The sequence below is a fragment of the Thermomonas sp. genome (genome assembly GCF_041905325.1).
GTDB lineage: Bacteria > Pseudomonadota > Gammaproteobacteria > Xanthomonadales > Xanthomonadaceae > Thermomonas.
The window spans coordinates 420,455-440,677 of the sequence record NZ_JAYRLK010000001.1 but is presented as its reverse complement, the minus strand read 5'-3'; the positions used below and the strand labels follow the sequence as shown (position 1 = coordinate 440,677).

Below are 20,223 nucleotides of genomic sequence, written 5' to 3'. Positions count from 1 at the left end.
ACGCTATGCGCCATGGCTAGAGCAAATGCTCGGTGGCCAAACCCCGCGCCTGCGGGTACCGTTGCGCATCGCCGCCGCCGTTGTTGGCACGCATGACCAACCACACCGCTGCTTCCACCCGCTGGGGTCGCTTCCGGGCCGCGCTGCGGCAATCACCCCCGTTGCTGTGGTCGTTCCTGTATTTCTTCTGCCTGTTGTGCGGCTATTACCTGCTGCGCCCGGTGCGCGAGGCGATGGGCGCGTCCAGCGATGTCGGTGCGCTGTTTCCGCCGGCGATGATCGAGTTCTTCACCGCGCGCGGCGTGGCGCTGAAAGAACTGCAACTGCAGGTGCTGTTCACCTGCACCTTCCTGATCATGCTGGTGCTGCAGCCGGTGTATGGCTGGGTGGTCAGCCGCTGGCCGCGGCGGGTGTTCCTGCCGGCGGTGTACGGGTTCTTCATCATCACCCTGCTGGGGTTCTACGCCATGTTCGACAGCGGCGTGGCCGGGCGCGGGATGGCGTTCTTCCTGTGGATCACGGTGTTCAACCTGTTCGCGGTGGCGGTGTTCTGGAGCTTCATGGCCGATGTCTGGACGGATGCGGAGGCCCGCAGCTATTACGGCTACATCGGCGCGGCCGGCACCCTGGGGGCGATCCTCGGGCCGATGCTGACCCGCGCGCTGGTGGAGCGCATCGGCATCGCGCACTTGATGCTGGTATCGGCCGGCTTCCTGCTGCTGTGCGTCGGCTGCCTGCTGCCGCTGCGGCGTCACGCCGTGCGGCGCGAGGCTGCGCGCAAGCTGGGCGATGGCGAGAGGCCGATGGGTGGCAGCGTGCTGGCCGGCCTGCAGTTGGTGGCCCGCGAGCCGCTGTTGCGCTGGATGGCGGTGCTGTGCGTGTTCGGGGTGGGCGTGGGCACGCTGCTGTACAACGAACAGGCGGCGATCGTGCGCCAGTTCTATCCCGACCCGAAGGCGGCCACCGCCTATTACGCCGGCATCGACCTGGCGGTGAACGTCCTGACCCTGTTGATCCAGCTGCGTGTCACCCGCAGCCTGTTGTCGCGCTACGGCATTGCCCCGGCGCTGTTGATCCCGGCGTTTGCCATCCTGCTGGGCTACGCCGTGCTGGCGGCCCTGCCTGTGCCGCTGCTGGTGGCGGTGGTGCAGGTCGTCACCCGCAGCAGCGAGTTTTCCTTGAACAAGCCGGCCCGCGAAACCATCTACACGCGGGTGGCGCGCGAGTGGCGCTACAAGGCCGGTGCGGCCATCGACACCGTGATCTACCGCGGCGGCGACCTCACCTTCGTGTGGGTGCACAAGCTGCTGTCGGGGTTCGGTTCCGCAGCGGTGTTCGGTGTCGGCGTGCTGGTGGCCGGCGCGTTCGCGTTGGGTGCGTGGCGCGTCGTGGGCGAAGCAAAGGCGCTGCCGCAGGGCGATCGCCGCACATGACAACGGCGGGCCGTGTGGCCCGCCGTTGCGGTGCTGCACCGGTGCGGGATCAACCTGCCGCGCGCATCGCCACGGGGGCCGGCTGATCGTAGAAGCTGGCGGCACGCAGCTCGTGGGTATCGAAGTCGTCCACCGTGATGGTGTCCAGGGTGAGCGTGCGCAATTCTTCCAGTTGCCTGCGCTCCTCCGCCGTGATCCAGCCTTCGCGCACGCCTTCGTCCAGTTGCGCGGCGAAATCCAGTGCCTCGATGTCGCGGGTCTTGAGCGCCTTGAGGAACTTGCGTTCCACCGGTTCCGCGGCGATCGCCTTTTCCAGATAGCTGTTGATGCGGCCGCCCGGGTTGTGTTCGCCGGGGGTCAGGAACACGCCGTCGGCCAGTCGGTCACGTGCTTCGCCAGGATTCATCAGCACGTTGGCGACGCGGTGCGACAGGCGGTCACCCGGGGCCACCGCGCGGCGGCCCAGCGGGAACACCAGCGGCCACAGCAGCCAGCCCAGCGGCTTGATCGGGAAGTTGCGCAGCGCCTGCGACAGCGCAAGCTCGATCTCGTAGGCGCTGTTGTGGAAGGCCCAGGCCAGCAGCGGCTTGTCGGCTTCCGGGCAGCCTTCGTCATGATGGCGCTTGAGCACCGCACCCATCATGTAGAGGTGGCTGAGCACGTCGCCGAGGCGGCCCGACAGCGATTCCTTGAACTTCAGCCGGCCACCCAGCGCGCCCAGCGACACGTCGGTGAGCAGCGCCAGGTTGGCGGCGTAGCGGTTGAGCTTGCGGAAGAACTTCTTCGTGTACGCATCGCCCGCGGTGGACTGCAGGCGCGCGCCGGTGAGGCCGAACCACAGCGACCGCACCGCATTCGACATCGCACCACCGATGTGGGCGTACAACGCTTCGTCGAGTGCGTTCAGGCCGGCCTTGGCATCCGGGTCCTGCGCGGCGCGCATTTCCTTGAGGATGTAGGGATGGCAGAGGATCGAACCCTGGCCGAAGATCAGCAGGCTGCGGGTCATGATGTTGGCGCCTTCCACCGTGATCGCGATCGGCGCGGCCTGCCACGAGCGGCCGGCGAAGTTGTGCGGGCCGAGGATGATGCCCTTGCCGCCGATCACATCCATGATGTCCTTGGCAATGTCGCGGCCGGCGGCGGTGCAGTGGTATTTGGCGATCGCCGACGGCACCGACGGCACGTCGCCGCGGTCCACCGCCGCGGCGGTGGCCTGCGACAGCGCACTGATCGCATAGGCCTTGCCACCGATCCGCGCCAGTGCTTCCTCCACGCCTTCGAAGCGGCCCACCGACAGCCCGAACTGCTTGCGGATGCGCGCATAGGCGCCGGTGACCACCGCCCCCGATTTGGCACCGCCGCTGGCGGTGGAGGGCAGGGTGATCGAGCGGCCCACGGCCAGGCACTCGTTGAGCATGTTCCAGCCCTTGCCGGCCATGTCCACGCCGCCGATCAGCTGGCTGAGCGGGATGAACACTTCCTTGCCGCGCACCGGGCCGTTCTGGAACGGCGAGTTCAGCGGGAAGTGGCGGCGGCCGACGTCGACGCCCTCGGTATCGCGCGGCAGCAGCGCCAGGGTGATGCCGATGTCGCGGGTGTCGCCGATCAGGCCGTCCGGGTCGTACATGCGGAAGGCCAGCCCGATCAGGGTGGAGACCGGTGCCAGGGTGATGTAACGCTTGTCGAAGGTCAGCTTCAGGCCCAGCACGTGTGCGCCGTTCCATTCGCCCTTGCAGACGATGCCGAAGTCGGGGATGGAGGTGGCGTCGGAGCCGGCGAACGGGCCGGTCAGGCCGAAACAGGGTACTTCCTGGCCGATCGCCAGCCGCGGCAGGTAGTAGTCCTTCTGGTCCTGCGTGCCGTAATGGTTGATCAGTTCGCCCGGGCCCAGCGAGTTGGGCACGCCCACGGTGGCGCTGACCACGCTGGAGATCGAGGCGATCTTCTGGATCACCTTGTGGTGGGCCAGCGCGGAGAAGCCCAGGCCACCGTACTGCTTGGGAATGATCATCCCGAAGAACTTGTTGCGCTTGATGAAGTCCCACAACTCCGGCGGCAGGTCGGCGTGGACGTGGGTGATCTCCCAGTCGTTGATGCGCTTGCACAGCTCTTCCACCGGGCCGTCGAGGAAGGCTTGCTCTTCCGCACTCAGCTGCGGCTTCGGATAGGCCAGCAGCTTGTTCCAGTCCGGCTTGCCGGAAAACAGGTCGCCCTCGAAGCCGACCGAGCCGGTTTCCAGCGCGATGCGTTCGGTCTGTGACAGCGGCGGCAGCGCCTTGCGCAAGAAACCCAACGCCGGTGCGGTCAGCAGCGGCTTGCGGAGTGCCGGCACCAGCAGCAGGCTCGCCAGCGCGACGATGCCTGCCGCCACCCACATGGCGGTGTGGCTGGCCCCCAGCAGCCAGCAGGCCACCAGCAAGGTGGCGGAAAGCGCGACCCAGGGCGCCAGACGCAGGCGATGGTAGGCGGCGAAGACGCTGGCAAGCAGCAGGGCGAGGAAAGGCAGGGCGAGGCTCATGGCGGGGCTCCCGGTCAGGCGGCTGGCGGCGCAGGTCGAAACGGTCACCTTCGGCGCCGCACCAGACATACGCTACAGTATGGATACTGTGCCGGACTGTAATTGCGCAAAAAAGAGCAAAAACTCAGCATACTGCGAAAGACCCCACCGTATGGATCGATCATCCTCCATGAAAGAAACCGTCCCCCGCAGCGGGCGTTTGAGTGCCGATGACTGGGCGAAAGAGGCACTGGACCAGATCGCCGAACACGGCGTGGCCTCGGTCGCGGTGGAACCGCTGGCGCGTCGCCTTGGCGTCACCAAGGGCAGCTTCTACTGGCATTTCCCCTCGCGTGATGCCCTGCTGCAGGCCGCCCTGGAGCGCTGGGAGCGGGATGAGCAGGCCGCCTACATGGCGCTGGAGTCCATCCACGACGCCACCGAGCGCCTGCGCAGCCTGTTCCAGCTGATCGCGCACCACAACAAGACCCACGTCATCTACACCGAACTGCTCAAGGCCGCCGGGCAGCCGGCGGTGGATGCGGTGCTGGGGCATGTGCTGGAACGCCGCACGGGCTTCTTGTTCACTTCATTCCGGCAGGCCGGGCTCAGCCAGGAGGACGCGCTCAACCGTGCGCGCATGACCTACGCGATGTACGTCGGCGTGCTGCAACTGGAGTTGCCGAAATTCAAGGCCCGCCAACCCATCGAGGGCTTCGAAGGCTATATCGAACACATGATGACCACCCTCGTCCCCAAGACGTGACGGCCATCGGCAGGAAACCGCTTCACCAAAACAACAACGAGCCCACCAGGGCACAGGGAGATACGCAATGAACGCAGAAATCACGGGCTCCGTTGGAGCCGTGACGGGCAGCCGGTTGGCCGCCCTCAATGACTGGGTGGACGGTGTTGCCGCGCTGACCCGACCGGCCGCCATCCACTGGTGCGACGGCAGCGATGCCGAGAACGCGGCGCTGGTCGACAAGATGCTGGCCGACGGCACCCTGCACCTGCTCAACCAGGACACCCATCCGGGCAGCACCCTGCACCGCTCGCATCCGGACGATGTCGCCCGCGTCGAGCACCTGACCTACGTGTGCACCACCCACCACGAGGACGCCGGCCCGAACAACCACTGGATGGCACCGGACGAGGCCCACGCCGAGATCGACGCGCTGTTCGACGGCTGCATGCAGGGCCGCACGATGTACGTCATCCCGTACTGCATGGGGCCCATCGACTCACCGCTGTCGCGCTGCGGCGTCGAGATCACCGACTCGCCCTACGTGGTCGCCAACATGCGGATCATGACCCGCATGGGGGCCGCGGCGCTGGCGCGCATCGAGCGCGACGGGACGTTCGTGAAGGGGCTGCACTCCATCGGCGAGCTTGACCCCAACCGCCGCTTCATCATGCATTTTCCGGAGGAACTGGCGATCAAGTCGTACGGCTCCGGCTACGGCGGCAACGCGCTGCTGGGCAAGAAGTGCCACGCGCTGCGCATCGCCAGCCACCAGGCACGCAGCGAGGGCTGGCTGGCCGAGCACATGCTGATCCTCGGCGTGGAGAACCCGCAGGGCCAGACCCACTACATCGCCGCCGCGTTCCCGTCCGCCTGCGGCAAGACCAACCTCGCCATGCTGATCCCGCCGGAAGGCTATCGCCAGGACGGCTGGAAGATCTGGACCATCGGCGACGACATCTGCTGGATGCGCCCGGGCCCGGACGGCCGCCTGTACGCAATCAACCCGGAAGCCGGCTTCTTCGGCGTGGCGCCCGGCACCTCGAACAAGTCCAACCCGAACGCACTCGCTTCGATCCAGACCAATACCATCTTCACCAACGTCGGCGTTACCGCCGACGGCCAGCCGTGGTGGGAAGGCATCGACAACGGCCACGCCCCGGTCACCGACTGGCAGGGCCAGCCGTACGATGCCAGCGTGCGTCCGGCCGCGCATCCCAACTCCCGCTTCACCGTCAGCGCGCAGCAGTGCCCCTCGTACTCGGCGATGTCCGAAGACCCGCAGGGCGTGCCGATTTCCGCGATCGTGTTCGGCGGCCGTCGTGCCTCGCTGGTGCCGCTGGTGTTCGAAGCCCGCGACTGGACCCACGGCGTGCTGGTGGGCGCGGCGATGGGTTCGGAAACCACCGCTGCGGCTACCGGCGCGGTGGGCGTGATGCGCCGTGACCCGATGGCGATGAAGCCGTTCTGCGGCTACAACTTCGCCGACTACTTCGCCCATTGGCTGAGCTTCGACAAGGCGGGCGCGAAGCTGCCCAAGGTCTTCCACGTCAACTGGTTCCGCAAGGGCGACGACGGCAAGTTCCTATGGCCGGGCTTCGGCGACAACCTGCGCGTGCTGGAGTGGATGCTCCGCCGCGTGGAGGGGCAGGCCGGTGCCGTGGAGACGCCGATCGGCCACCTGCCGTCGGAAGCCGACCTCAACCTGGCAGGCGTGCCGCTGTCCGACGAGGCGCGCGCCAAGCTGTTCGGCCTCGACCGCGCCGGCTGGCAGGCCGAGTTCGCCGGCATCGGCGAGTACCTCGCCGAGTACGGCCCGCGTCTGCCGCAGGCCCTGCTGGATGAGCAACGCAAGATCGCCGCGGAACTGGCCACCGAGGCATCCTGATCGCGCCCCGCTGGCCCCCCCATTCCGGTTGCGCTCGAAACTGAATGGGGGTTTTGCTACATGAATACGCCCTGAGGGGCTTGTTAAAGAATTGTTGACTGCTCTATAGTCGGCGAGTCAGGCCCAGCCGGGTCCGGCGTATTCGTACCTTCTCTGTCACATTCGTCCCTATGGGGGTTACACACATGGCTTCTAATTTTTCCAAAGGCCTGACTCGCAGCGCGCTTGCCATCGCGCTGGGTCTGTGCTTTGCCGGCGGCGTGCAAGCGCAGAGCACGGCGGGCGACATCGCCGGCAACGTGCCTGCGGCCAGCGGTGGCAAGGTCACTGTCAAGAGCTCCACCACTGGCGTGACCCGTGAATACCCGGTTGACGCGGCGGGCCGCTTCCGTATTCCTGCGCTGCCGATCGGCGGCTACGACCTGACGCTCTCTGATGGCCAGACCGCGCACGTCAACGTGGTGGCAGGTCAGACCGTCAACGCCAGCTTCGGCACCGCCTCTTCCGGCGCAGCCACCACGCTGGAGGCCGTGACTGTGTTGGGTGGCTCGATCAACGCCATCGACCTGCGCAGCACCGAAACCCGCACCACCTTCGTGGCCGAGCAGCTGAACACCCTGCCGGTGGCGCGTGACGTCACCAGCGTGTCGCTGCTGACCCCGGGTACCGCTGCCAGCTCCAGCTTCTTCGGCAATGCCTCGTTCGGCGGTGCCACTGCGGCTGAAAACAGCTACTACGTCAACGGTTTCAATGTCACCAACCTGTACGACAGCCTGTCGTTCTCCGAAGTGCCGTTCCAGGCCATCGACCAGCTGGACATCCAGACCGGTGGTTACGGTGCCCGTTATGGCTTCTCGACCGGCGGCGTGACCAGCGTCAACGTCAAGCGCGGTACCAATGAGTTCAAGGGTGGCGTCAGCTACACCTGGACCCCGGACAACCTGCGCGAGCAGCCCGACGCGGTTGCCCTGAAGAACGGCTCGATCTGGCGCACTTACAAGCAGAACACATCTTCGTCCAGCAACCTGAGCCTGTGGGCCGGCGGCCCGATCGTCAAGGACAAGCTGTTCTTCTTTGCCTTGATGTCATACAGCAAGTCGGATTCGTCGTCCTTCGGTGTGCGTGGCCGGGGTTACAGCGGCAGTCCTACCGCGCCGTATTCGACTGCGAAGACTTCGACTGCTTCCGACTACAACTCCACCCAGCCGTACTGGATGTTGAAGCTCGATTGGTATCTGAACGACAACAACCACATCGAATACACCGGCTTCGACAACAAGCGCAAGTCGCACTACAACAATTTCAATGCGTTGTACAGCGGCACGGCGATGGATTCGACGGTTGCCAAGACCAATTTCACGGGTGAGGAATTCCTTGAAAATGGCGGGCACACCGACATCATCAAGTGGACCAGTTATCTCACCGAAAACCTGACCATGTCCCTGCAATGGGGCAGCATGAACAACACCAATTCGGACTGGACTGTCAGCCCGGCAGGTGCGGCTAACTATTACTACGGCGATATCAACCAAGCGCCTTCTTGCCCGTACGTGTATGACGCCCGTTCGGATGCGCCGGTGCCTGGGATCATCGGCTGCTCGTCATTGACCTCGGTAGGCATCACCGGTGGTTCCAACAAGCGTGATGCAGCTCGCGTCGATTTCGAGTGGCAGCTGGGCAACCACAAGGTCAGCTTCGGTTACAGCGATGAAACCTGGAAGTCGCATCAGGGCACGATTCAGGACATCCAGTACCTGAACTATGCGGATGATCAATTGGTGCAGCTGCCCAATGACCCCAACCCGCTGGATCACACTGCGATCATTGATCGTACCTACTTCGCCACCGGCGGCTCCGTGGGTATCAAGCAGAAGTCCTGGTACCTTGAAGACAACTGGAGCGTGACCGACAACTTCATGTTGTACGCGGGCATTCGCAATGACTCGTTCGACAACAAGAACAGCAACGGTGCCAGCTTCGTCAAGCAGAACAACATCTGGCAGCCGCGCTTCGGCTTCACCTGGGACGTGATGGGGAACGGCGACAGCAAGCTGTACGGTACTGTCGGTCGGTATGCACTGCCGATTGCTGCCAACGTCTCCCTGCGCGCCGCATCGAAGTCTTACTACACCGAAAACATCTACGTGTGGGACGGCACTTTTGATCCTACCAATCACGCACCGGGTCGCGGGGCCTTCTACCGTGGCGGCTTGTACAACTCCGTCTATAACGGCGAAGACGGCAGCGTGCCGGATCCGAATGCGGTGGCAGGCAAGGGCTTGAAGCCGTACACCCAGGACGAATTCATCCTGGGCTACCAGCAGTTGCTGCACTCCAGCAATGCTTTCCTGGATGGTTGGCAGCTGGGCGTGAAGGGCACTTATCGCAAGATGGTGAATGCGATCGACGATACCTGCGATTCGCGTGCTCTGTACAACGCCGCCGTTGCTGCGGGTTACAGCGTTTCCAACTGGGCCAACCAGTGGACTGTACCGGGTGGTATCCCGGGCTGCTATTTGTACAATCCCGGCAAGGACCTGACCCTGCGTTTGGACGTGAACGTGGATGGTCACGTGCGTGACATCACCATCAAGGCCGCCGATCTGGGCCCGTCCGCAGAGCGCACCTACAAGGCTGTGACCTTCAGTGCCGACAAGAGCACCGACAAGTGGTCGGTCAGTGCCTCGTACACCTGGTCCAAGCTTTACGGTAACGCGGAGGGCTTGGTCAAGAGCACCAACGGCCAGTCCGACACCGGCACGACCTCCGATTTCGACTTCAAGGAGATCATGTACGGTGCCACCGGTTACCTGTTCAACGATCACCGCCACAGCTTCAAGCTGTACGGCAGCTACAAGTTCAGCCCCGAATGGGAAATGGGCTTCAACCTGCTGGCACAGTCCGGCTCGCCGATCTCCTGCTTGGGTGGCGGCCTGAACAGCTTCGGCACGCAGTACGGTTACACCGGTGTGTTCCATGCTTGCGATCCGGCCAACCCGAACAAGATCACCCCGCTGGGCCAGATGGGTCGTACGCCCTGGAACATCACCTTCAGCCCGAACGTGATCTACAAGCCGAGCATGCTGCCGGGCCTGAGCATGCAGGTCAGCGTGATGAACCTGTTCAACAAGGTTGTGGCGACGCAGGTTTACGAAAGCAATTTCGGCGTCACCGCTTCGGGTTCCTACCGGAACTACTACAACTTCGGTAGCCCGCGCTTCCTGAGCACCCCGCGCTATGTGCGTTTCCAGGTGCAGTACGACTTCTAATCGGTCGTAACAGGCAGTTGCTTCACCTCGATGCCGGCGCGCAAGCGCCGGCATCTTTTTTATGCCTGATGCAACCCTCCGCCCCCCATCGGCATCCCACCCACTATGCTGATGTCCACCATGCCGCTGCCGCAGCCACTTGTTGCCGACGATGCCATCGATGCCGATCTGGCCCTGGCCCAACGCGCGGCTTGCGCCGACGTGTCCGCGTTCGAGCAGCTTTACCGCCGGCATCACCGCCGCGTGCATGGGGTGATCGTGCGGTTGGTGGGACAGGCCGGTGCGCGTGCGGAGGATTTGACCCAGGAGGCATTCGTGCGGGCGTGGCAGGCCCTGCCGACGTTCCGCTTTGAAAGCGCGGTCACCACCTGGTTGCATCGGCTGGCGGTCAACACCGCCTTGATGGAGTTGCGTGCGCGGCGCAGTCGGCCGTGGCACGAGGAGGACGATGCGTTGGACGCCGCCGCAACGTTCGACACGGCCAGCCACGCCATGCTGGGCCGGGACCTGGAGCAGGCGGTGGCGACGTTGCCGCCGCGCGCACGGGCGGTGCTGGTGTTGCATGACGTGGAAGGGTGGACGCACGAGGCCATTGCCACCGAGCTGGACATGGCGGTTGGCAGTTCCAAGGCGCAATTGCATCGCGCGCGCGGCTTGCTGCGCACGCGGCTGGGAGGTGAGGCATGAGCACGCAACAAGGGCTGGGTGACGCGGCGCTGCAAATGGCGTTGCGCGGATTGCATCGGGATATCGCGCCGACGCGCGACCTGTGGCCGGGCATTGCGGCACGCATGCAGGTGCCGGTGCGGTCGCAGGCACACCGCCAGACGCGGGCATGGCCGTGGCCATTGGCCGCGTCCTTGCTGCTGGCTGCCGGCCTGGGCTGGCATGCGGGTGCGCCGCTGGCACCGTCGCCGACGGTTCGCGCAGTGGCCGTGACGCCGTTGCCGCGCGATGTCCAACTGTTGAACTTGCACTACCAGAACGCTTTGCGCGAGCTGCAGGGCCAGACGGCAGCGGCCAGTTGGCAGCCTGGCTTGCAGGCGTTGGACCGTGGTGCCGCGCAGGTACTTTCGGCGCTGCATCGCGCCCCCGATTCCCCGCAATTGCGCGAGCAATTGCGCCAAATTTATGCGCGCCGACTGGCCCTGTCGCGGCGTGCGCTGTTTGCCTGAGGAGTTGTCATGAACAAGTGTGCTGCGCTGTTGTCGTTGTTGCTGTCCGTTGCCACCCTGCCGGCATTCGCCGGGACGCCGATCGATCAGACGCGTCCGCTGGAGCCGCGCGGGCGGGTGGAGGTGGAAAACGTGAAGGGGCGGGTGGACGTGCAGGCATGGAACCGCCCGGAGGTCAGGCTGACCGGCACGCTGGGGGCCGGCGTCGAGCAGCTGGTGTTCGATGGCGACAGCCGGGTGCTGAGGATCAAGGTGCGGTACCCGTCGCGCGGGCGTGATGCCGAGCCCAGCACGCTGCTGGTGCAGATGCCGCTGCTGGCCGATCTGGAGGTGAGCACCGTGTCGGCGGACATCAAGGTGCAGGGCATGGCCTCGCGCGAGATGGCGCTGGAGTCCGTGAGTGGGGACATCGCCGCCAATGGTGCGCCCCGGCAAGGCAAGCTGACGTCGGTGAGTGGGGATATCCAGTTCGCGTTGAACACGCCGGACCTGCGTGTTTCCACGGTCAGTGGCGACGTGGTGGCACAGGGACGCTTGAATGGCGAGATCACGCTGGAGAGCGTGTCGGGCGATGTGCGCCTGACCACGTTGGGCGAGCGCGTGCGCAAACTGAACGCCAACAGCGTGTCCGGGGACATGGATCTGACCACGGCCCTGGCGGAGGACGGGCTGGTTCGGCTGGAAAGCGTCAGCGGCGACATGCACCTGCACCTGCCTGCGGATTTGTCCGCCCAAGTGGCGGGCGAGAGTTTCAGCGGGGACCTGTCCGCGCCCGGCGCGCAGGTGCGCAAGGAAGAGTTCGGCCCCGGATCCAGCTTTCACGTGCGCTATGGCAGCGGCAAGGGCGATGTGCGGATGCAGACCTTTTCCGGGGATGCACGCCTGAGCCTGCCTTGAGCGATATCGGCGACACGCAAGCAAAAGGCCGCATCCTGGATGCGGCCTTTTGCTGTCTGCCGGTCGGCGGGATCAGAGGTCTTGCTGGTAGCGCACGTAGGGCACCGCGCCCTCGTCACTCTGTTCGCCCTTCGACACGAACGGATTCTTGCCGCGGGTGACGACGTTGTCGGCACCCACGCTGAGCTGGCCATTCCACGGTGTGCGCCAAGTCAGGCCGAGACCGAGGCCTTTCCATACATCGCTTTCGCCCGGCACGTTCACCACCCGGCCGACGATGTTGGCACCGAAGGTGCCGTAGCCGCCGCCGATGCTGAGGCTGCGGGTATTCCATTGGTCGGCCAGTTGCGGCACGTCGGCGGCAGGCAACAGACGGGCACGGGCCACCGTGCCGCCCACGCTGACGAAGCCGTCCCGACCGATGGTCTTCTCCGCCAGCAGGGAAAAATCATTCTGGCTGTAGCGTGCGCCGCCGGCCTGACCGGGTGCCAGCCATACCGGCAGGGTGTCGCGGCCGCTGCCGAGGGACAGGCCGACCTTGCCGCCATTGCGGGCCAGGCTGACGCCGGCGCTGGTGTGGCGGCTACCACTGCCGGGCTTGTCTTCCAGAGAGGCCAGCACGCAGTTGCTTGCCAATTGGCCAATCAGCGGGATGGCACCGTTGTGGCGATCGCACAGCAGGGCCAGGGAGTTCCCGGCTTGCAGGCCGTAGGTGGTCTCCAGCGTGGTGCTGCCGAAGCGCCAACGGGTACCGGCCCCCACGCTGGTGGGCTCCAGCAGCAGAACCGCTTCCAGCTTGCCATCGGCCTTGTTCAGCACCGGCACGACCTTGGGGTTGCTGCGCCGTGCCTGCTTGCTTTGCGCCTGCACGGCACCGCTGGCGAAGGCCAGGGCGAGTGCGGCAGCGGCGAGGGGCAGGAGGCGTGGGGTCATGTGCAGAGGTGGACAGATCCGGACGGATGAAAGTTCCACGGAGGCAGGCGGTCAGCGTATCTAGTTTATGTTTATTTAACAACCTTCCGGCGCGAAAATTGCGATCCAGTTCGCTTCCTGCCAGCCGGCGGGTGTCACTGCAGGCCGGCGGCAGCCGGGTGGGCATCGGCGGCCTGCGCGAACACCGCCGCCACTTGCGCGGCATCGAAGCTGTAGTCCTGGCCGCAGAATTCGCAGTGCACCGCCGCCGTGCCCTGGTTCGCGGCCACGGCGGCGTCGGCTTCCTCGCGGCCCAGCGACACCAGCATCGCTTCCACCCGGGCGCGCGAGCAGGAGCAGCCGAAGTGCAGCGGTTTTTCACCCAGCAGTTCCGGAGCCTCCTCGTGGAACAGGCGATGCACCACCTCGGCAGGCGGAAGCGCCAGCAGTTCGTCGGCCTGCAGGGTGTCGAACAGGGCGCTGGCGCGACGGAACCCGTCGTCATCGCCGCCGTCACCGGGCAGCGCCTGCAGCAGCAGGCCGGTGGCTTGCTGGCCGTCGCTGGCCAGCAGCAGGCGCGTGGGCAGTTGTTCCGATTGCAGGAAATAACCTTCGAGGGCGGCGTCCAGATGTTCCGCCTGCAACGCCACCAGACCCTGGTAGCGCACCGGCTCGCCGTCGCCGCGCAGGGAGGGATTTTCGATGGTGATCGCCAGCAGCGATTCGGCACCCAGGGCGCGCAGGTCGGCGACCACCGGGCCGGCGTCTTCGCGCAGGCGGACGATGCCGCGCAGGCTGCCGGTGGCGGTGCATTCGGCAAACAGCGTGCCGATGGCACCGGGGCTGCGCAGTTGCACCGACAAACGACCGTCCACCTTGACGTGGCCGGTCAGCAGGGCGGCCGCCGCGCAGGCCTCGCCCAGCAACCCGGCAGCCGCCTGCGGGCAATGGTTGCGTGCGGCGATGGCCTGCCAGGTGGCGTCCAGGTGCACGGCAACGCCGCGCACGCCGGCGGTGGGGAGCAGGAACCGGAGTTGGGTGTCGCGGGGCTGGGGCATGGCAGTACCGTGGTGGGGCGGGCGCGCGGATAATGTGCGCCATCGCGTGACGGGGGATGATGATGTCTGGAAATGGGGCGTGTGGGTGCCGTTCGCAAGGCGTGCGGGCATGAGCCGGGGACGCTGGCGGCAACGCATGCGCGGCTGGTGGTGGAAGCTGCCGCTGCTGTTCGTCGTGCTGAGCGTGGCCCAGGTGCTGGCGCTGCGCTTCGTCGATCCGCCGCTGTCGGCGTTCATGGTGGCGCGCTGGATGGATGCGGCGATGGGCGGCAATCCCGGTTTCCGCATCCGGTACGACTTCCGCAGCCTGCGCGGCATCTCGCCGAACCTGCCGCTGGCCTTGGTGGCGGCCGAGGACCAGCGTTTCGCCGTGCACCACGGTTTCGATTTCGCGGCAATCGAGAAGGCACAGGTGCACAACGAGAAGATGCAGGCGCGGGCGGAACGGCGCGGCACGCCGGTGCGACGCCTGCGCGGTGCCAGCACCATCAGCCAGCAAACCGCCAAGAACCTGTTCCTGTGGCAGGGCGTGGGCCCCACGCGCTGGCTGCGCAAGGGACTGGAAGTCTGGTACACAGCATTGCTGGAGGCCCTGTGGCCGAAGCGGCGCATCCTGGAGGTGTACGCCAACGTCGCCGAGTTCGGTGATGGCGTCTACGGCGCGCAGGCGGCATCGCGGCAGTTTTTCGGCAAGGATGCCGCGCGGCTGGGCCCTGCCGAGGCCGCCCGGTTGGCGGCGGTGCTGCCAAGTCCGAAACGCTACAGCGCGGCCCGGCCCGGGGCCTATGTGCAGCGGCGCGCACAGAACATCCAGCGGCAGATGGGTGCGATCGGCGGCACCGGCTACCTGCGTACGCTGGACTGAGTGCGGCGGTGGCGCTGGCATACTTCGCGCATGGATGCGTTTGACCCGGAACACCGTCGCCTGACCCTGGTGGTCGCCGCCTGCAACGAGGCGGAGGCGTTGCCGAGCCTGCATCCACGGCTGCTGGCGGCGCTGGACATGGCGGCGGCCGCGGGTCTGGACGCGTCGCTGCTGTATGTCGACGACGGCAGCCGCGATGCCACCTGGGCGCTGATGCAAGGCTACGCCCGGGAGGACGCACGGGTGGCGCTGCTGCGGTTGTCGCGCAATTTCGGCAAGGAGGCGGCGCTCACCGCCGGGCTGGACCAGGTGCGGCAAGGTGCCGCCATGATCCTCGATGCCGACGGCCAGGACCCGCCGGAGCTGTTGCCGCAATTCGTGGCGAAATGGCGCGAAGGTTACGACGACATCCACGGCACCCGCATGGCCCGTGCCGGCGATGGGCTGTTCAAGCGCGTGGCCGCGCATGGCTTCTACCGGGTGATCGGACGGTTGTCGAAAACCCCGGTGCCGCGCGACACCGGCGATTTCCGGCTGCTGTCGCCGCGTGCGTTGGCGGCGCTGCGGCAACTGCGCGAGCGCCACCGTTTCATGAAGGGGCTGTTCGGCTGGATCGGCTTCAACAGCACGGCCATTCCCTACCAGCGCGATGCCCGCGCCGCCGGGCGCAGCAAGTTCAACACCTGGCGGCTGTGGAACTTCGCCCTTGAAGGCATCACCGGCTTCTCCACCGCGCCACTGCGGCTGGCCACCTACCTCGGGCTGGCCACCGCGCTGCTGGCGTTCGCCTACGGCTGCGTGGTGATCGTGCAGGCCTTGTTGTGGCGCAACCCGGTGGCCGGCTGGCCGTCGCTGATGGTGGTGATCCTGTTCCTCGGGGGCGTGCAGTTGATGGCGCTGGGCCTGATCGGGGAATATCTCGGCCGCCTGTACGAGGAATCCAAGCAGCGGCCCTTGTACCTGGTGGATGTCTGGCAACCGGCAAACGCGCTATCCTCGAAGCCGCTTCCCGAACCCCAGGAGAGCTGCCATGCGCACGGTACGTCAACTGCTTGAAGCGAAGCCGGCCGAAATCATCGCGATCGGCCCGGATGCCCCGGTCTACGACGCCATCCGGCTGATGGCCGAGCGCAGCATCGGCGCGCTGCTGGTGATGGAGGGGCCGCGGCTGGTCGGCATCCTGTCCGAGCGCGATTACGCGCGCAAGATCGTGTTGCAGGGCCGCGCATCGAGGGAAACCCCGGTACGCGACATCATGACCGCGCAGGTGCGCACGGTGGCCCCCGGCGACAGCACCGAACACTGCATGCAACTGGTCACCGACAGCCGCATCCGCCACCTGCCGGTGCTGGAGGGTGACAAGGTGCTGGGCGTGCTGTCGATCGGCGACCTGGTGAAAGCCGTGATCGAGATGCAACGGCAGGACATCGACCAGTTGCAGCGGTATATCGCCTCGTAACTAGGCCGCCGACTGCGCGATTTCCCGGGTGGCGTGGAATTCCACCGCCGGCGCGCGTTCCTGCGCCAGTTGCAGGTTGACCCGGCTGGGAGCCAGGTAGACCAGTTCGCCAGCGGCATCCAGCGCCAGGTTCAGGGCGTTTTTGTCGCGGAATTCTTCCAGCGTCTTGTCGTCAGCGCAGCGGATCCAGCGTGCGGTGGCCACCTGCACCGGCTCGAAGATGGCTTCCACCCCGTACTCGTCCTTGAGCCGGTAGGCGGCCACGTCGAATTGCAGCACGCCGACCGCGCCGAGGATCAGGTCGTTGCTCAGCAGCGGTTTGAAGAACTGGGTGGCACCTTCCTCGCTCAGCTGCGCCAGGCCCTTCTGCAACTGCTTGAGCTTGAGCGGGTCGCGCAGGCGGGCGCGGCGGAACAGCTCCGGCGCGAAGCTGGGGATGCCGGTGAAGGTGAGTTTCTCGCCCTCGCTGAAGGTGTCGCCGATGGAAATGGTGCCGTGGTTGTGGATGCCGATCACGTCGCCGGGGTAGGCAGACTCCGCGATCTCGCGGTCGGAGGCCATGAAGGTCAGCGCGTTGGCGAGCTTGACCTCCTTGCCGCTGCGCACATGGAAGGTTTTCATGCCGGCTTCGAACTTGCCCGAGCACACGCGCATGAAGGCCACGCGGTCGCGGTGCATCGGGTCCATGTTGGCCTGGATCTTGAACACGAAGCCGGTGAGCTTGCCTTCGCTGGCGGCCACGTCGCGCGTGGTGGTGGCGCGTGCGCGTGGCGGCGGCGCGTGCTCGACGAAGAAGTCCAGCAGCGGCTGCACGCCGAAGTTGTTGACGCCGGAGCCGAAGAACACCGGCGACTGCTTGCCGGCCAGATATTCGGCCTGATCGAACGGATGCGAGGCACCTTGTACCAGTTCGAGCTGCTCGCGCACTTCATTCAATAGATCGGCACCAATGGCGGCGGCCACGCCCGGATCGTCCAGCGACGGGAAAATGGTGGAATCCTGGCGGGTGAAGTTGCGCCCCGGTTCGTACAGGTGCACTTCGCCCGAGACCAGATGCACCACGCCCTTCAGGCGCTTGCCCATGCCGATCGGCCAGGTCACCGGCGCGCACTGGATGCCCAGCACCGATTCGATTTCGTCCAGCAGCTCGATCGGGTCCTTGCCCTCGCGGTCGAGCTTGTTGACGAAGGTCATGATCGGGGTGTCGCGCAGGCGGCACACCTCCATCAGCTTGATCGTGCGCTCCTCCACGCCCTTGGCGACGTCGATCACCATCAGCGCGGAGTCCACCGCGGTGAGCACGCGGTAGGTGTCCTCGCCGAAGTCGGCGTGGCCGGGGGTGTCCAGCAGGTTGACGATGCGGCCCTCGTAGGGGAACTGCATCACCGAGCTGGTGACGGAGATGCCGCGCTCCTTTTCCAGCGCCATCCAGTCGGACGTCGCGTGGCGGGCGGCCTTGCGGCCCTTGACCGAACCGGCCATCTGGATCGCGCCCCCGAACAGCAAGAGCTTCTCGGTCAGCGTGGTCTTGCCGGCGTCGGGGTGGGAGATGATGGCGAAGGTGCGACGGCGCGCGGCTTCTGAGGGGACTTCTGACATTGCCAAATTATAGCGTTGGGGGCAGCATGGCCGCAGCGGGCCGGATGCCACCGGTTTTCGCGTTCGACGGAGCAACAGGGGGCGAGGAGGCGGTGCCCGGGTTGCGCCTGCCATGATGGGGTCTTGCCTGCGAGGGATGGGAATCAGTGCGAATTGTCATCATCGGTGAGGATACGGCGCGCGCCGCCGAGTTCGATGGCCTGCTGGCCGACTTCGGGCTGGACTGGAAGATCGACTGGTTGCCGGCGGGTGCGCCGGTGGAGCCGGGCATGCCTCCTTTCGACGTGTTCGTCTGCGGGCTGCGCCCGGGGCCGATTGGTGGGCCGGAGTTGCTGGCACGGGTGGCCGCACTGTATCCGCAGGCGGTGCGCATCCTGTTGCTTGACGAATCCCCCGACGAGGCCGGGCTGGATATCGCGCAGGGCCTGGATGGCGCCCACCGGGTGCTGGGGCGGCCGCTGGACCCGGGGGAGCTGGTCGCCGCGGTGGAAAGCGTGGTGGACCTGCGGGAGCTGCTGGACAACGAGCAGCTCAAGCGCGTGCTGGGGCGGATCAACTCGCTGCCGCCGCCGCCGCGGCTGTACCTGCAATTGACCCGTCTGCTGCGCGATCCCGATGCCAACAACAACGCGATTGCGCAGGCGCTCTCGCAAGACCCGGCGATCGCCGCCAAGGTGCTGCGGCTGTGCAATTCCGCCTATTTTTCAGGTGGCCGCGAGGTCGGCGACATGCGCGCGGCGGTGGTGCGGCTGGGCCATCAGACCTTGCTGCGGATGGTGTTGACCATCGAGGCGTTCGGCGGCCCGCAAACGGGCAACAGCAAGCAGCGCGAGCAGATGCAGGACCGCGCGCTGCGTGCGTCCAACCTGGCCCGCAAGTTGTTGCCGGGCCCCAGTGCCGAGCTGGCGGCCACCGCCAGCCTGCTGGCCGAGGTGGGACGGCTGCTGCCGGGGGTGTCCAGTGGGGAAGCCGGGGAAGACGGCCCCGATTACGCCGAAGCGGGTGCCTACCTGATGGGCCTGTGGGGTTTGCCGATGCCGATCGTGGAGGCAGTGGCCTACCAGAAGCGTCCCGGGCAGATGAAATCGGGCGGTTTCTGGGTGACGGGTGCGGTGCATGTGGCCACGTCCCTGGTGGCCGGCAGCGCACCGGACGAAGACTATCTGCGTGCGGTGGGCATGCTGGACAAGCTGCCGCAATGGCGCGAACTGGTGGAGCCGTCGGAACAGGCCGAAGAGCAGGACCGGGAAGGCTGACCTTCAGGGTGTCGGGTCGCTGGCCAGCCGGAACGGAATCGACAGCAGTTGCAGGCTGCGGTTGACCTGTACCACGAAGTGCAGGTGCGGCGCGGTGCTGTAGCCGGTGTTGCCGGACAGCCCGATGGCTTGCCCGGCCTCCACCTGCTGGCCGGGGCGCACCCGTGCGCCGTGCGCCTGCAGGTGCGCGTACAGCGCCATGCTGCCGTCGGCGTGCAGGATGCGGATGAAGTTGGCACGACCGCCGTCGCGGGCGTAGTTCAGGCCGTGGCCGTCGAACCCGTCTTCCACCTGCAGCACCCGCCCGGCACGCGCAGCCAGGACCGGGGTGCCTTCGGGGACGGCGAAATCCAGTGCGTAGCGGTTTTCCGGGCCCTGATGGCTGAAGCTGCCTTCGAAACCCTGCTCCAGCCGGGCCGTTCCCTGCGCCACCGGCAGCAGGTAGAGCGCCTCCTGCGGGCGGGCATTGGAGCTGCCGGGTGTGCCCAGCAGGCGCAGCCTGGCCAGACCTGCGCCGTGCCGCGTCATCGGCAGGCGCGCCACCACCACGCTGCCCAGGGCCGGCACGCTGGCCCGTGCCGGCAGCGCCGGCTGACTGCCTTCCAGCGGCCCGTCGGTGCTCTCCAGACGCACTTCGACCGGCCCCGGCAGCCGATTGTCGGCCCACGCCAGATAACCACCGTCCACCGCTTCCACCCGCAGGGTGGCGATGGCGGCGGGCGCATCCTGCCGGGTTTGTGCAAAGGCCGGAATGGCCATGGCGCACAGACCGGCAAGCAGCAGGGAAGACAGGCGGTGCATCTGCGCAGTATGCGCGGATGCGTTCGGCGGCATCGTGATGTTCCGCAGCTCGCCACCGTCGGCATGGTGCCGCCGGCGGGAATGACGCTCCGGGTCGGCGCTTCCCGCAATGCGCCATGAAAAATCGTCATAAGAATCGCTTCATCCGGATAAAGCGATTGACATAACCGCAGGGCATGCCCACACTGCGCGCATCCATCGAGACCGGCGGAGGGACAGGCCCTTTGATGCCGGGGCAACCAGACGGCGCGCGCATGCGCGTTGGCGAGGTGCCAAATCCTGCGGGGACCTGAGCGTCTGCCGGAAGATGGTTGCGAAGCCGCACGCCGCGGTTCGCGACGCCGACGCGTTCGGTCTTCCCGCATC

Annotated in this window: 16 protein-coding genes and 1 riboswitch; of the genes, 11 read left to right on the top strand and 5 right to left on the bottom strand. The window is 66.3% G+C overall.

Going from position 1 to position 20,223, the window contains the following annotated elements:
- Positions 1 to 92: 92 nt before the first annotated feature.
- Entirely contained in the window at positions 93 to 1,433 is a 1,341-nt protein-coding gene (locus ACE3OK_RS01940; protein ID WP_374247831.1) for an NTP/NDP exchange transporter, read from the top strand.
- 49 nt (positions 1,434 to 1,482) lie between these two features.
- Here ACE3OK_RS01940 and ACE3OK_RS01935 read toward each other — a convergent pair whose 3' ends face one another.
- A complete protein-coding gene (locus ACE3OK_RS01935; RefSeq protein ID WP_374247830.1) occupies positions 1,483 to 3,954 on the bottom strand; it encodes an acyl-CoA dehydrogenase in 2,472 nt (823 codons plus the stop codon).
- A 169-nt stretch (positions 3,955 to 4,123) separates the two neighbouring features.
- On the opposite strand from ACE3OK_RS01935, the gene ACE3OK_RS01930 reads away from it, so the two are divergent.
- From ACE3OK_RS01930 to ACE3OK_RS01905, 6 genes are all read left to right on the top strand, one after another.
- The gene (locus ACE3OK_RS01930) at positions 4,124 to 4,699 is read left to right on the top strand and encodes a TetR/AcrR family transcriptional regulator (protein WP_374247829.1); all 576 of its coding nucleotides are present in this window, start codon (positions 4,124 to 4,126) and stop codon (positions 4,697 to 4,699) included.
- Positions 4,700 to 4,766: 67 nt separating this feature from the next.
- Positions 4,767 to 6,566: a phosphoenolpyruvate carboxykinase (GTP) gene (locus ACE3OK_RS01925; protein ID WP_374247828.1), complete on the top strand. Its 1,800-nt coding sequence runs from the start codon at positions 4,767 to 4,769 to the stop codon at positions 6,564 to 6,566.
- Between the two features lie 185 nt (positions 6,567 to 6,751).
- Positions 6,752 to 9,835 (top strand): TonB-dependent receptor plug domain-containing protein, encoded by a 3,084-nt coding sequence (locus tag ACE3OK_RS01920; RefSeq protein WP_374247827.1) that lies wholly within the window; start codon positions 6,752 to 6,754, stop codon positions 9,833 to 9,835.
- Positions 9,836 to 9,940: 105 nt separating this feature from the next.
- Positions 9,941 to 10,522: an RNA polymerase sigma factor gene (locus ACE3OK_RS01915; RefSeq protein WP_374247826.1), complete on the top strand. Its 582-nt coding sequence runs from the start codon at positions 9,941 to 9,943 to the stop codon at positions 10,520 to 10,522.
- Positions 10,519 to 11,010 carry a hypothetical protein gene (locus ACE3OK_RS01910; protein ID WP_374247825.1) on the top strand — a complete coding sequence of 164 codons (492 nt, stop codon included), beginning with the start codon at positions 10,519 to 10,521 and terminating at the stop codon, positions 11,008 to 11,010. Before ACE3OK_RS01915 ends, ACE3OK_RS01910 begins: the two co-directional genes overlap by 4 nt.
- Positions 11,011 to 11,019: 9 nt before the next feature.
- Positions 11,020 to 11,907, top strand: a complete 888-nt coding sequence (locus tag ACE3OK_RS01905) for a DUF4097 domain-containing protein (RefSeq protein ID WP_374247824.1) — start codon at positions 11,020 to 11,022, stop codon at positions 11,905 to 11,907.
- A gap of 72 nt (positions 11,908 to 11,979) precedes the next feature.
- Here the strand turns inward: ACE3OK_RS01905 and ACE3OK_RS01900 are convergent, their stop codons facing one another.
- Entirely contained in the window at positions 11,980 to 12,840 is an 861-nt protein-coding gene (locus ACE3OK_RS01900) for a hypothetical protein (protein ID WP_374247823.1), read from the bottom strand.
- A 134-nt stretch (positions 12,841 to 12,974) separates the two neighbouring features.
- Complete coding sequence (locus ACE3OK_RS01895) at positions 12,975 to 13,877, bottom strand: Hsp33 family molecular chaperone HslO (RefSeq protein ID WP_374247822.1); 903 nt, start codon at positions 13,875 to 13,877, stop codon at positions 12,975 to 12,977.
- A gap of 109 nt (positions 13,878 to 13,986) precedes the next feature.
- Here ACE3OK_RS01895 and mtgA point away from each other — a divergent pair, with 109 nt between their 5' ends.
- Genes mtgA through ACE3OK_RS01880 form a run of 3 tightly spaced genes read left to right on the top strand, consistent with a single transcriptional unit; the run spans position 13,987 to position 16,201 of the window.
- Positions 13,987 to 14,742, top strand: a complete 756-nt coding sequence (mtgA, locus tag ACE3OK_RS01890) for a monofunctional biosynthetic peptidoglycan transglycosylase (RefSeq protein WP_374247821.1) — start codon at positions 13,987 to 13,989, stop codon at positions 14,740 to 14,742.
- 30 nt (positions 14,743 to 14,772) lie between these two features.
- Positions 14,773 to 15,798 carry a glycosyltransferase family 2 protein gene (locus tag ACE3OK_RS01885; RefSeq protein ID WP_374247820.1) on the top strand — a complete coding sequence of 342 codons (1,026 nt, stop codon included), beginning with the start codon at positions 14,773 to 14,775 and terminating at the stop codon, positions 15,796 to 15,798.
- Positions 15,773 to 16,201, top strand: a complete 429-nt coding sequence (locus tag ACE3OK_RS01880; RefSeq protein WP_374247818.1) for a CBS domain-containing protein — start codon at positions 15,773 to 15,775, stop codon at positions 16,199 to 16,201. The genes ACE3OK_RS01885 and ACE3OK_RS01880 overlap by 26 nt, the downstream gene beginning before the upstream one ends.
- Here ACE3OK_RS01880 and ACE3OK_RS01875 read toward each other — a convergent pair whose 3' ends face one another.
- Entirely contained in the window at positions 16,202 to 17,800 is a 1,599-nt protein-coding gene (locus ACE3OK_RS01875; protein ID WP_374247817.1) for a peptide chain release factor 3, read from the bottom strand. It lies immediately after the preceding gene.
- A 146-nt stretch (positions 17,801 to 17,946) separates the two neighbouring features.
- Here ACE3OK_RS01875 and ACE3OK_RS01870 point away from each other — a divergent pair, with 146 nt between their 5' ends.
- Positions 17,947 to 19,056 (top strand): HDOD domain-containing protein, encoded by a 1,110-nt coding sequence (locus tag ACE3OK_RS01870; RefSeq protein WP_374247816.1) that lies wholly within the window; start codon positions 17,947 to 17,949, stop codon positions 19,054 to 19,056.
- Between the two features lie 3 nt (positions 19,057 to 19,059).
- Here ACE3OK_RS01870 and ACE3OK_RS01865 read toward each other — a convergent pair whose 3' ends face one another.
- On the bottom strand, positions 19,060 to 19,857 hold the full coding sequence (locus ACE3OK_RS01865) for a M23 family metallopeptidase (RefSeq protein ID WP_374247815.1): 798 nt from the start codon (positions 19,855 to 19,857) through the stop codon (positions 19,060 to 19,062).
- A 192-nt stretch (positions 19,858 to 20,049) separates the two neighbouring features.
- Positions 20,050 to 20,171: riboswitch (SAM riboswitch) on the top strand.
- Positions 20,172 to 20,223 lie beyond the last annotated feature (52 nt).